This window comes from Azospirillum formosense, assembly GCF_013340925.1.
In the GTDB taxonomy this organism is placed as follows: domain Bacteria; phylum Pseudomonadota; class Alphaproteobacteria; order Azospirillales; family Azospirillaceae; genus Azospirillum; species Azospirillum formosense.
The window spans coordinates 1-11,352 of sequence record NZ_WHOR01000187.1 but is presented as its reverse complement, the minus strand read 5'-3'; the positions used below and the strand labels follow the sequence as shown (position 1 = coordinate 11,352).

At 68.6% G+C, this 11,352-nt stretch carries 12 protein-coding genes and 1 riboswitch; of the genes, 4 read left to right on the top strand and 8 right to left on the bottom strand.

Annotated features, from left to right (window positions below; all coding sequences use genetic code 11):
- Positions 1-155: 155 nt before the first annotated feature.
- The 5 genes from GBZ26_RS20695 to GBZ26_RS20675 all read right to left on the bottom strand — a co-directional run bounded on the left by GBZ26_RS20695 (position 156) and on the right by GBZ26_RS20675 (position 4,060).
- Positions 156-932: a succinate dehydrogenase iron-sulfur subunit gene (locus GBZ26_RS20695; RefSeq protein ID WP_014241601.1), complete on the bottom strand. Its 777-nt coding sequence runs from the start codon at positions 930-932 to the stop codon at positions 156-158.
- Between the two features lie 30 nt (positions 933-962).
- On the bottom strand, positions 963-2,744 hold the full coding sequence (gene sdhA / locus GBZ26_RS20690; protein ID WP_035675802.1) for a succinate dehydrogenase flavoprotein subunit: 1,782 nt from the start codon (positions 2,742-2,744) through the stop codon (positions 963-965).
- A gap of 6 nt (positions 2,745-2,750) precedes the next feature.
- Positions 2,751-3,146 carry a succinate dehydrogenase, hydrophobic membrane anchor protein gene (gene sdhD / locus GBZ26_RS20685; protein WP_014241602.1) on the bottom strand — a complete coding sequence of 132 codons (396 nt, stop codon included), beginning with the start codon at positions 3,144-3,146 and terminating at the stop codon, positions 2,751-2,753.
- Positions 3,147-3,157: 11 nt separating this feature from the next.
- Positions 3,158-3,547 carry a succinate dehydrogenase, cytochrome b556 subunit gene (gene sdhC / locus GBZ26_RS20680; RefSeq protein ID WP_174440460.1) on the bottom strand — a complete coding sequence of 130 codons (390 nt, stop codon included), beginning with the start codon at positions 3,545-3,547 and terminating at the stop codon, positions 3,158-3,160.
- 249 nt (positions 3,548-3,796) lie between these two features.
- On the bottom strand, positions 3,797-4,060 hold the full coding sequence (locus tag GBZ26_RS20675; RefSeq protein WP_035675805.1) for a hypothetical protein: 264 nt from the start codon (positions 4,058-4,060) through the stop codon (positions 3,797-3,799).
- Between the two features lie 132 nt (positions 4,061-4,192).
- Here GBZ26_RS20675 and GBZ26_RS20670 point away from each other — a divergent pair, with 132 nt between their 5' ends.
- Positions 4,193-5,212 carry an aspartate-semialdehyde dehydrogenase gene (locus GBZ26_RS20670; protein WP_174440459.1) on the top strand — a complete coding sequence of 340 codons (1,020 nt, stop codon included), beginning with the start codon at positions 4,193-4,195 and terminating at the stop codon, positions 5,210-5,212.
- Positions 5,209-5,676, top strand: a complete 468-nt coding sequence (locus GBZ26_RS20665; protein WP_174440458.1) for an acetyltransferase — start codon at positions 5,209-5,211, stop codon at positions 5,674-5,676. The genes GBZ26_RS20670 and GBZ26_RS20665 overlap by 4 nt, the downstream gene beginning before the upstream one ends.
- A 5-nt stretch (positions 5,677-5,681) precedes the next feature.
- Here the strand turns inward: GBZ26_RS20665 and GBZ26_RS20660 are convergent, their stop codons facing one another.
- Positions 5,682-6,560 carry an NAD(P)-dependent oxidoreductase gene (locus GBZ26_RS20660; protein ID WP_174440457.1) on the bottom strand — a complete coding sequence of 293 codons (879 nt, stop codon included), beginning with the start codon at positions 6,558-6,560 and terminating at the stop codon, positions 5,682-5,684.
- Positions 6,561-6,571: 11 nt separating this feature from the next.
- Positions 6,572-6,976 (bottom strand): tellurite resistance TerB family protein, encoded by a 405-nt coding sequence (locus GBZ26_RS20655; RefSeq protein ID WP_059398583.1) that lies wholly within the window; start codon positions 6,974-6,976, stop codon positions 6,572-6,574.
- Between the two features lie 147 nt (positions 6,977-7,123).
- Here GBZ26_RS20655 and GBZ26_RS20650 point away from each other — a divergent pair, with 147 nt between their 5' ends.
- Together GBZ26_RS20650 and GBZ26_RS20645 are read left to right on the top strand one after the other, a co-directional pair.
- On the top strand, positions 7,124-8,071 hold the full coding sequence (locus GBZ26_RS20650) for an AEC family transporter (protein WP_174440456.1): 948 nt from the start codon (positions 7,124-7,126) through the stop codon (positions 8,069-8,071).
- A 67-nt stretch (positions 8,072-8,138) separates the two neighbouring features.
- Positions 8,139-8,243: riboswitch (SAM-I-IV-variant riboswitch) on the top strand.
- Positions 8,244-8,292: 49 nt separating this feature from the next.
- Entirely contained in the window at positions 8,293-9,213 is a 921-nt protein-coding gene (locus GBZ26_RS20645; RefSeq protein ID WP_174440455.1) for a homoserine O-succinyltransferase, read from the top strand.
- Between the two features lie 8 nt (positions 9,214-9,221).
- Here GBZ26_RS20645 and GBZ26_RS20640 read toward each other — a convergent pair.
- The coding region (locus tag GBZ26_RS20640) for an ATP-dependent DNA helicase (protein WP_174440454.1) at positions 9,222-11,352 on the bottom strand (2,131 nt) is incomplete at its 5' end.

The window sequence follows — 11,352 nt, the reverse complement described above, 5'->3', positions numbered from 1 at the left end:
AGGACATGCCCTCCCCCCTGCCCAACGACGACCTGCCGCCGTCCCGGCCCACCGACCCTGACTTCGCATAAGCGCAGACACCGAACGGCCAAAGAAAACGGGGCGCCCCCTTGCGGAGGCGCCCCGTTCTTCATCGGTGAACCGAAACGGACGGATCAGCGGCGCTGAACCATCAGCTTCTTGATCTCGGCGATGGCCTTGGCCGGGTTCAGGCCCTTCGGGCACGCCTTGGTGCAGTTCATGATGGTGTGGCAGCGGTAGAGACGGAACGGGTCCTCGAGGTTGTCGAGGCGCTCGCCCGTCATCTCGTCGCGGCTGTCCACGATCCAGCGGTAGGCTTGGAGCAGGATCGACGGGCCGAGGTAGCGGTCGCCGTTCCACCAGTAGCTGGGGCAGGAGGTCGAGCAGCAGAAGCACAGGATGCACTCGTAGAGGCCGTCCAGCTTGGCGCGGTCCTCCGGCGACTGCAGGCGCTCGCGGCTCGGGGCCGGCGACTGCGACTGCAGCCACGGCTTGATCGAGGCGAGCTGGGCGTAGATGTGCTTCAGGTCGGGGACGAGATCCTTGACCACCGGCATGTGCGGCAGCGGGTAGATCTTGACGTCGCCCTTCACCTCCTCGATGGCCTTCAGGCAGGCCAGCGTGTTGGTGCCGTCGATGTTCATCGCGCAGGACCCGCAGATGCCCTCGCGGCAGGAGCGCCGGAAGGTCAGGGTCGAGTCGATGTTGTTCTTGATGTAGATGATCGCGTCCAGGATCATCGGGCCGAACTTGTCGAGGTCGACGACGTAGGTGTCGACCCGCGGGTTCTGCCCGTCATCCGGCGACCAGCGGTAGATCTTGAAGGTCTTCGCCCGCTTGGCGCCGCTGGCGGCGTTGATGGTCTTGCCGACGCCGACCTTGGAATTGGCGGGCAGGTTGAATTCGACCATGGTTCGTATCCTTGCCTTGCTCTTGCCGCCTTAGTAGACGCGGGCCTTGGGCGGGAACACCTGCACCTCGTCGGTCAGGGTGTAGAGATGGACCGGGCGGTACCCGATCTTCGTCTCGCCCTTGTCCGACACCTCGATGACGGTGTGCTTCATCCAGTTCTCGTCGTCGCGGTCCGGATAGTCCTCGCGGGCGTGGGCGCCGCGGCTCTCCGGCCGGTTCTTCGCCGAGTGGAGCGTGGCGACCGCCTGGTACAGCAGGTTGTCCAGCTCGATGGCCTCGACGAGGTCGGAGTTCCAGACCAGCGAACGGTCGCTGATCGCCATGTCGCTCTTCTTGGCGAAGGTCTGGTCGATGAGCTTGACGCCCTCCTCCAGCACCTCGCCGGTGCGGAAGACCGCGCAGTTGTTCTGCATGGTCCGCTGCATTTCCAGGCGAAGCTCCGACGACTTGATGGAGCCCTTGGCGTTGCGGATGCGGTCGAAGCGCTCCAGGGCGACGTCGGTCGCGGCGGCGGACGACGACACCGACTTGCCCTTCTCGACGATCTCGGCGGCGCGGATGGCCGCTGAACGGCCGAACACCACGAGATCGAGCAGCGAGTTGGAGCCCAGGCGGTTCGCGCCGTGCACCGACACGCAGGCCGCCTCGCCGATGGCCATCAGGCCGGGCACCACGCGATCCGGATCCTCGGCGGTCGGGTTGACCACCTCGCACCGGAAGTTGGTGGGGATGCCGCCCATGTTGTAGTGCACCGTCGGTAGAACCGGGATCGGCTCCTTGGTGACGTCCACGCCGGCGAAGATCTTGGCCGTCTCGGCGATGCCGGGCAGGCGCTGGTGGATGATCTCCGGCGGGAGATGCTCCAGGTGCAGGTGGATGTGGTCCTTGTGCTCACCGACGCCGCGGCCCTCGCGGATCTCGATGGTCATCGAGCGGGACACCACGTCGCGCGAGGCGAGGTCCTTGGCCGACGGCGCGTAGCGCTCCATGAAGCGCTCGCCGTTGGAGTTGGTGAGGTAGCCGCCCTCGCCGCGCACGCCCTCGGTGATGAGGCAGCCGGAGCCGTAGATGCCGGTCGGGTGGAACTGCACGAACTCCATGTCCTGCAGCGGCAGGCCGGCGCGCAGCACCATGCCGCCGCCGTCGCCCGTGCAGGTGTGGGCCGAGGTGGCGGAGAAGTAGGCGCGGCCGTAGCCGCCCGTCGCCAGAACGACGAGCTGGGCGCGGAAGCGGTGGATGGTGCCGTCGTCGAGGTTCCAGGCCACCACGCCCTTGCAGACGCCGTCCTCCATGATGAGGTCCAGCGCGAAATACTCGACGAAGAACTCCGCCTCGTGCTTCAGCGACTGCTGGTAGAGGGTGTGCAGGATGGCGTGGCCGGTGCGGTCGGCGGCCGCACAGGTGCGGTAGGCCTGCTGCTTGCCGTAATGGGCGGTCATGCCGCCGAAGGCGCGCTGGTAGATCTTGCCTTCCGGCGTGCGCGAGAAGGGCACGCCGTAGTGCTCCAGCTCGATGATCGCCGGGATGGCCTCGCGGCACATGTACTCGATGGCGTCCTGGTCGCCCAGCCAGTCAGACCCCTTGACGGTGTCGTACATGTGGAAGCGCCAGTCGTCCTCGCTCATGTTGCCGAGCGCCGCCGAGATGCCGCCCTGGGCGGCCACGGTGTGCGAGCGGGTCGGGAAGACCTTGGTGATGCACGCCGTCTTCAGGCCCTTCTCGGCCATGCCGAAGGTGGCGCGCAGGCCCGCACCGCCGGCACCGACGACGACGACGTCATAGGAATGATCGATAATATCGTAGGCGGCCATGGCTCGTCAGGCTCCGAACGAAATCTTGAGGACGGCGATGACGCAGGCGGCACCCAGCACGAAGCACAGGGCTTTCACGGCCAGGATGCTCAGGATCTTCGCCATCTCATTGTGCACGTAGTCCTCGATCACCACCTGCAGCCCGGCCTGGGCGTGGTGGAAGGTGACCACGGCGGTCAGCACCATCATCAGCGCCGAGAAGGGCGACTCCAGCCACGCGACGAAGGCCGCGTGGTCGGCGCCCAGATGGCGGATCACACCGAAGACGAACCAGATGGTCAGCGGGACCAGGGCGATGGCGGTCACGCGCTGGTGCCACCAATGCTCGGTGCCGTGCTTGGCGGAGCCCAGGCCGCGCGCGATCTGCAGCGGCGAGCGGAGGGTCTTGCTGTTGGACGCCATGTCTTCTCTCCTCACCACACGGCCAGGCCGATGATCCAGGTCAGCACGGTCAGCACGACCGCCGCACCGATGACGATCTGGTTGCCGCGGTCGGCCTCGCTCAGCTCGAACGCCTTGCCGGCGTCCCACACCAGATGCCGGATGCCGTTGCACAGGTGATAGTAGAGCGCCAGCGACCAGCCGAACATCAGCAGCAGCCCGAAGAACGAGCCGATGAAGTGCTGCGCGCGCTCGTACGCGGCGGGGCTGGTGGCGGCGGCGACCAGCCACCAGGTCAGCAGAAGGGTCCCGACGGCCAGCCCCACGCCCGTGATGCGGTGCGTGATGGACAGGAGCGCGGTCCTGGGGAGTTTGTAGACTTGCAGATGCGGAGAGAGCGGCCGACCGCTGCCGTTTGCCATTGCGTCGTCCTCAGTTCGGCGACCGGTCGCGGCAAGGAGGGCTGTTGCCGCGACGGCGGGTGATGCGAGACCGAAAGTTTTAAGCCCTGCTGTGTTTGGCGATTGAATTACGCCTCTACCGCACACGAGTCAACGGCAGGGACTTGGCCGTGGCCAAAATGGCGCACCGCGGGAAGTGCCTGAAAACTAACGGGCTTTGCTTCAGACTGGTATTACCAGGGCCGAAACCCGGTTTCGCCGTTCAGCCTATTACTTGTCGAAGCGGCGAACATTCTCCACCATCATCGAATACATCTGGGTAATCAGCTCCGCCGGACGCAACCGGCCGAAGGGAATGTTCTCCTTGGCCCACTCCACCAGCCCCTCGGGCGGGCGGACCGGAGCGACCTCGTAGCCGGCCTTCTTCAGCGCGGTCATCACCGAACGCGCCTGCTTGGTGTAGTCCTCGTTGAAGAAGGACTTGTCCGCGTCCTTGATCGCCTTGGCAATGATGTCTTCGAGCGGAGTGGCCATGCCCCGGTGTGCCGGTCGCGGTCGTTCGTGATAGGGCGGACACGGTGTCACAACGCGGGCGCTGTTGCAATTCCATTGGGAACCGCATACCTCAAGCCCTCTTCGCACCGCATATCACAGGGATTAACCGCCATGGGCTACACAGTCGCGGTCGTCGGCGCCACCGGCAACGTCGGACGGGAAATGCTGACCACCCTCGCCGACCGCCGGTTCCCAGCCGACGCGGTGATCGCCCTGGCCGCCGACAGCGCGGTCGGCAAGGAGGTGTCCTTCGGCGAGGACGCGGTGCTGAAGGTCGAGGACGTCGGCCGCTTCGACTTCAAGGGCGTGGACATCGCGCTGTTCGCCGTCGACGCCAAGGTTTCGGCGGCCCACGCGCCGCGCGCCGCCGCGGCGGGCGCCGTGGTGATCGACGCCAGCCCGCAGTTCCGCATGGACCCCGACGTCCCGCTGGTGGTCCCGGAGGTCAACGGCGACGCGCTCGCCGGCTACGCGAAGAGGAACATCGTCGCCAGCCCCGGCGCTGCTGCCATCCTGCTGGCCATGGCGCTGAAGCCCCTGCACGAGCAGGTCACGGTGAGCCGTGCCGTCGTCTCCACCTACCAGGCGGCCTCGGACGCCGGCAAGGAGGGCATGGACGAACTGTTCGGCCAGACCCGCGCCATCTACGTCAACGACCCGGTGCAGAAGTCCGTCTTTTCCAAGCAGATCGCCTTCAACGTCATCCCGCACGTCGGTCCCTTCATGGAGGACGGCGCGACGCGGGACGAATGGGCGCTGAACGTCGAGACCAAGAAGATCCTCGATCCCAAGATCAAGGTGAGCGCGACCTGCGTCCGCGTCCCCGTCTTCATCGGCCACTCCGCTGCGATCACCGTCGAGTGCGTCGAGCCGGTGACCGCCGAGGAGGCGCGCCAGATCCTGCGCAAGGCGCCGGGCATGCAGGTGATCGACCAGCAGGAGAACGACGGCTACATCACCCCGGTCGAGGTGGCCGGCGACGACCCGGTCTTCGTCAGCCGCGTCCGCGAGGACTACACGGTGGACAACGGCCTGTCCTTCTGGGCGTCCACCGACAACCTGCGCAAGGGCGCCGCCCTCAACGCCGTGCAGATCGCCGAGCTGCTGGTGAAGGAGTATCTCGACGCGTGATCCCGATCCGCTCCTCCCGTCCGGACGACGCCCCGGTCCTCTTTGACGTCTGGCTCGCCGCGGTGCGCAGCACGCACGATTTCCTGAGCGAGGAGGACATCGGCTTCTACGCCGACCTCGTGCGCGACCAGTATCTTCCGGCGGCGGCGCTGCTGGTCGCGGTGGATGGCGACGACCGGCCGGTCGGCTTCCTGGGCATGACCGGGTGCCGGATCGACACGCTGTTCGTCGATCCGAGTTGGCACGGCCGGGGGGTCGGCCGCGCCCTGATCGCCCGCGCTTGCGAAGGCGGACCGGACCTGACGGTCGACGTGAACGAGCAGAACAGCGCCGCCCGGGCCTTCTATCGGCGTCTCGGCTTCCGGGAGGTCGGGCGCTCCGCGCTGGACGACAGCGGCCGCCCGTTCCCCTTGCTGCATCTCGCCCTCGACGGCTCCGGCCGGGGCGGCCCGACCGGAGCCTGAAGGGCTTACTTGACGAACAGCCGGTACAGGGCCGAGTGGTCCAGCCCGCCGTCGCCCTGTTCGGCCAGCAGCTCGAACAGCTCCAGGCTGAGGCCCAGCGCGGGAAGCTGGATGCCGGACTGCTCCGCCAGCTCCTCCGCCTGCTTCAGGTCCTTGATCTGGGTGAGCACGCGGCCGCCCGGCGTGAAGTCGCCGGAGACCATGCGCTGGCCGTGCAGCTCCAGGATGCGCGACTCGGCGAAGCCGCCGCGGATGGCGTCACGGACCTTGCCCGGCTCCACCCCCGCCGCCTTGGCCAGCGCCAGCGCCTCGGCCACCGCGCCGATGCTCAGCGCGACGATCACCTGATTCGCCATCTTGGCGACCTGCCCCGCCCCGCTGTCTCCGACATGGGTGATGCGCTGGCCCATCGCCTGGAACAGCGGCAGGGCGCGGGCGAAGGCTTCCTCCGTGCCGCCGGCCATGATGGTCAGGGTGCCGGCCTCCGCCGCCACCGTACCGCCGGACACCGGGGCGTCCACCCAGTCGGCGCCCTTGGCGCGGACGGCCTCGGCCAGCTTGCGGGTCGCCCCGACCGCCGTCGTGCCCATGTCGATGACGAGATGGCCGGGCCGCAGCGCGTCCATCAGGGATGCTGCCACCGCCTCGACCGCCACCGTGTCCGACAGCATCAGCACGATGGCATCGGCGCGGACAGCGACCTCGGCCGGCCCGGCGGCGGGGCTCATGCCCTCGCCGGCCAGCTCCTCGACCGGGCCGGGGCTGCGGCTGCTGATCACCAGGGCGGCACCGGCCTTCGCCAGATTGCGGGCCATCGGCCGGCCCATCAGGCCCAGCCCGATGACGCCGACCGTCCGTCCCGCCAGACCGCCCGGTCCGGTCATGTCCCCGGCCGTCACAGGCGGGTGTGGCGCGCCCGCGCGCCGCGTTCGATGGCGGCGGCGCACAGCCGGTCGACTCCCAGCTTGTGCCGGAGCAGCTCCAGCATGCGCAGTTCCTCCTGCGAGGCCGACGGGTCCGCCGCGGCGATGTCGCAGGCGAGAGCGTAGGCGGTCTCGGACAGCTTGGACGGAATGGCCTCCTTGACGATCTGGAGCGTCGTCTCCAGCCCGTCGGCGTCGGCCAGCAGACCGGAGCATTCGCGGGTCACGTCGGTCAGCCGGTCGATGTCGAAATCCTTGAAGATCGGCAGATAGCGGACATTCTCGCCGATGGCCTCAAGCTCCGCGTCCGTCATGTCGCCGTCGCACGCCGACACCAGCACCATGACGTAGATGAGCGCGCTGTGATGGTTGATCATCGAAACTCCTGCGGAAAAAGGGCCCCGCCCAATCTTGCCCGCCCCCCGCGCGCCGTCAAGGGAGGGAGCGCCGTCAAGGGAGCTATGCCCGGGACGGACGGGTGGGTCCCTCGACAGGGGACGGGTTGCCCCTTAAGGTCGGCCCCCATGTCGGTGGTCTTCAACGTGGCGCTCCCGGTCTTCGCCATCATCCTGGCGGGCGTCCTTTCCGGTAAGGCGAAGCTGCTCGGTCCCGCCTCGTCGGAGGCGCTGAACAAGTTCGTCTATTGGATGGCCCTGCCGCCGGTGCTGTTCCTCGGCACGGCCAAGCGCTCGCTGCCGGAAATCTTCAACGGACCCTTCATCGGCGCCTTCCTCGGCTCGATGCTGGCGGTCTACGCGCTGGGCGCCCTGCTCGGCTGGCTGATCCACAGGGAGCGGACGCAGATCCAGTGCATGCAGGGGCTGAACGCCTGCTTCTCCAACACCGGCTACATGGGCATTCCGCTGTTCCTGGCCGCTTTCGGCCCGGACCGTCTGGCCCCGGCCATCCTTGCCACCGTCATCATGAGCGCGATCATGGTCGGCATCGCGGTGATCTGGCTGGAGTTCGCCAACAGCCAGGGCGGCGGCATCGGCAAGGCGCTGCGCGACGTCGGCCGGGCGCTGGTCAAGAACCCGCTGATCATTTCCACCGCCCTTGGGCTCGCCTGGTCGGTCTTCCTGTCCGGCGTGCCGGTGCCGCGCCCGATCGCCATCTACTGCGACCTGATGGGCGCCTCCGCCGGTCCCTGCGCCCTGTTCGCCATCGGCCTGTTCCTGGCGACCCAGAGCCTGAAGGCCAACCTGCTGGAGGCCGGCTGGATCAGCGCCCTGAAACTGGTGGTGCAGCCGGCGCTGGCGTGGTTCCTCATCCAGACCCTGTTCCCGCTGGACCCCTTCTGGGCCGGGTCGGCCATCATCCTCGCCGGCCTGCCCACCGGCGCCCTGACCTTTGTGGTGGCCAGCCAGTACCGCATCTATGTGGAGCGCACCTCCGCCGCGATCCTGATGTCCACCATCGCCAGCGTGGTCACCCTGTCCGTCCTGCTGGCCACCTACGCGCCGCCGCTCTGACCCCAGGCCGACGCGACCGTCCGCACACCTCCCCTGTTGCCAAGCCGCCGCTGCCCGTATAATGTGCACAACGCATCAAGAGTTGAGCGGACGCTCAACGCCAACCTGCTTTCCCGAGCAAGGTGGCGTCCCGAAGGGGGATGTGGCCGGACCGGCAATCAAACGGGACTCGCCATGACGTCTGTTCCGACCGATGCACCGACAGCGGAGCCGGACGAGTCATGCCCATCAAGATACCCAACGATCTTCCCGCCTTCACCGCCCTCCAGGCCGAGGGCGTCATGGTCATGCAGGAAGCCGACGCCATCCGGCAGGACATCCGGCCCCTGCGCTTCGGCCTGCTCAACCTCATGCCCGACAAGATCCGGACCGAGACGCAGATCGCCCGCCTTCTCGGCAGCACGCCGCTCCAGGTCGAGCTGTCGCTGATCCGGATCACCAACCATGTGCCGCGCAACACCGCGGCCGACCATATGAGCGCCTTCTACCGGTCGTGGGAGGACGCGCGCCGCGAAAAGTTCGACGGCTTCATCGTCACCGGCGCCCCGGTCGAGACGATGCCCTTCGAGGAGGTGTCCTATTGGGACGAACTGTGTTCGGTCTTCGACTGGACGCAAAGCCACGTCCATTCCTGCCTGAACATCTGCTGGGCGGCGCAGGCCGCCGTTCATCACTTCCACGGCGTGCCGAAACATCTTTTGTCGCGCAAGGCGTCCGGCGTGTACCGGCACCGGAACCGCGTGCCCGCCTCGCCCTATCTGTGCGGCCTGTCCGACGGCGTGCCCATTCCGGTGTCGCGCTGGACCGAGGTGCGCGAGGAGGACATTCCTTCCGAAAGCGGCCTGCGCGTGCTCCTGGATTCCCCGGAGTCCGGCCCCTGCCTGCTGGAGGACGCCGCCCACCGGTCGCTGCACATGTTCAACCACATCGAGTACGACACGGACACGCTGCGCAACGAGTATGTCCGGGACGTTGCCAAGGACGCGGCCACGCCGGTTCCCCACGGCTATTTCCCCGACGACGACCCCAGCCGCCCGCCCGAAAACCGCTGGCGAAGCCACGCCCATCTGCTGTTCGCCAACTGGATCAACCAGATCTACCAGACGACGCCGTTCGAGCTTTCCCGCATCGGAGCCGCCTGACCGGGGCCTTACCACCCCCGCAGGAATTCCGCCGTCGCTTCCACAGCCTCCTTGATGCCGACGCGGCGCACCTCCACCCCCTCGGGGAAGGCGCCGAACAGGCGGCTCGGCATCATCGGATCGAGCAGCACGAACACCCCGGTGTCGTCGGCCCGCCGCACCAGCCGGCCGAAGGCCTGCTTCAGCCGCAACCGCGCGATCATGTCCTCGTAGCGCCGCCGCCCGAAGGCGTCGCGCCGGGCGCGGTGCAGGATGTCGGGGCGCGGCCAGGGCACCCGGTCGAAGACGATCAGCCGCAGCGAGCGGCCCGGCACGTCCACCCCGTCGCGCACCGCGTCGGTGCCGAGCAGGCAGGCGTGCTCCTCCCCCCGGAAGATGTCGATCAGGGTCGCCACGTCCAGCGGGTCGACATGCTGGGCGTAGAGCGGGATGCCGGTGGCGTCCAGCGGCTCCACGATGCGGTCGTAGACGGCGCGCAGGCGGCTGATCGCGGTGAACAGCCCCAGCCCGCCGCCGCCCGCCGCCTGGAACAGCGTGCGGTAGGCCGACGCCACCTGCCCCAGATCGTCCTTGCGCACATCGGTGACCACCATCACCCGCGTGCGCTTGGGGTAGTCGAAGGGTGAGGGCACCTGGGCACGCAGCGCCGGCTTCGGCAGATGGCTGGCGCCGCAGCGGTCCTCCGCCGCCTGCCAGTCCATGGCGGTGTCGCCGGTGCCGTCGGTCAGCGTGGCGGAGGTGACCACCATGCCGTGCGCCGGCCCGGCCAGCGCCTCGGCGAAGGGAACGGTCGGGTCGATCCAGTGGCGGTAGAGCCCGACATCCACGTCGCGCCCGTCGATCCGCTCCACCGCGAACCAGTCCACGAACTGCGCCGGGGTTTCCACCGGCAGGGTCTTCAGCATGGCCCGCCACGCCTCGACCGTCAGCACGCCGCGCCGGGTCAGGCTGCGCGCCATGGCGTCGATGCGCCGCCGCTGGTCGCTGTCCAGCTCCGCCGTCTCGTCCTCCAGCCTTGCCGCCAGCCGCTTGGCCAGCCCGGCCAGCGGCTCCGCCAGCCGGACCAGCGCCGCCTCCAGCGCCACCGCCGCATCCAGCAGCCCGTCCACCGGGTAGGCCTTGTCGGCCTCCAGGCTGTAGGGGCCGCCCTGCCCCGCCGTGCGCGAATAGACCTGCCGCCGCGCGGCGAGCAGGAAGGCTTCGGTCGGCCCCTGCGGGTTGTCGGCGGACAGCCGCGCCGCCCAGCCCTCCGCCGGCAGGACGCGGGCGCCCAGCATCACCGCGTCCATCAGCTCCTGGGCCTGTTCGTCGCTGGCGACCAGATCCTCGATGCGGCGCTTCAGCCCACGGGCGCGGCTGCGCCCCGTCTCCTCGGCGCCCAGCAGCCAGCGCCGCAGTTCCTGGGTCTCGCGCCCGGTCAGATGCCCGGCGAAGGCGCTGTCCGCCGCGTCGAAGACATGGTGCCCCTCGTCGAAGACGTAGCGGGTGGGCAGCGTCGGCTCCTCGCCACCGCCGAGTGCCGCCTGCACCATGACCAGCGCGTGGTTGGCGATCACCACGTCGGCCTTGCGGGCGCGGCGCACGCTCTTCTCGATGTAGCAGCGGGCGTAATGGTCGCAGGCGGAGTAGATGCACTCGCCCCGCCGGTCGGCGAGGCCCAGCGTCCGCCCGCGCCCGGCGATGTCGACCAGCCAGCCGGGAAAGTCGCCGCCGGTCAGGTCGCCGTCGCGCGTCGCCGCGGCCCAGCGCGCCATCAGCCCGACCCCGATGGCGTGATGGGGCTGCATCGGCATGCCGCGGACGGCCTCCTCCAGGTTCAGCAGGCACAGGTAGTTTTCCCGGCCCTTGCGCAGCACGACCTTGCGCGCCTTGGTCGCCGGCTCGGGGTACAGGCGGTCCAGCTCCGCGTCGATCTGGTGCTGGAGGTTGCGGGTGTAGGTGGAGATCCACACCGTGCCGCCGTTCTTCTCCGCCCACACCGTGGCGGGCGCCAGATAGCCCAGCGTCTTGCCGACGCCCGTTCCGGCTTCCGCCAGCACGACGTTCGGCGTGTCGGGGGCGGGGCGCGGGGCGAAGGCGGCGGACACCGCGCTGGCGTAGTCGGCCTGCTGCGGGCGCGGCTCGGCCACCTTGCCGGGC

Coding starts and splice junctions, on each gene's coding strand:
- GBZ26_RS20675 (WP_035675805.1), bottom strand. CDS start 4,060: ATGGCCACTCCGCTCGAAGACATCATTGCCAAGGCGATCAAGGACGCG.
- GBZ26_RS20645 (WP_174440455.1), top strand. CDS start 8,293: ATGCCCATCAAGATACCCAACGATCTTCCCGCCTTCACCGCCCTCCAG.
- GBZ26_RS20650 (WP_174440456.1), top strand. CDS start 7,124: ATGTCGGTGGTCTTCAACGTGGCGCTCCCGGTCTTCGCCATCATCCTG.
- sdhA (WP_035675802.1), bottom strand. CDS start 2,744: ATGGCCGCCTACGATATTATCGATCATTCCTATGACGTCGTCGTCGTC.
- GBZ26_RS20670 (WP_174440459.1), top strand. CDS start 4,193: ATGGGCTACACAGTCGCGGTCGTCGGCGCCACCGGCAACGTCGGACGG.
- GBZ26_RS20695 (WP_014241601.1), bottom strand. CDS start 932: ATGGTCGAATTCAACCTGCCCGCCAATTCCAAGGTCGGCGTCGGCAAG.
- GBZ26_RS20655 (WP_059398583.1), bottom strand. CDS start 6,976: ATGATCAACCATCACAGCGCGCTCATCTACGTCATGGTGCTGGTGTCG.
- GBZ26_RS20660 (WP_174440457.1), bottom strand. CDS start 6,560: ATGACCGGACCGGGCGGTCTGGCGGGACGGACGGTCGGCGTCATCGGG.
- sdhD (WP_014241602.1), bottom strand. CDS start 3,146: ATGGCGTCCAACAGCAAGACCCTCCGCTCGCCGCTGCAGATCGCGCGC.
- sdhC (WP_174440460.1), bottom strand. CDS start 3,547: ATGGCAAACGGCAGCGGTCGGCCGCTCTCTCCGCATCTGCAAGTCTAC.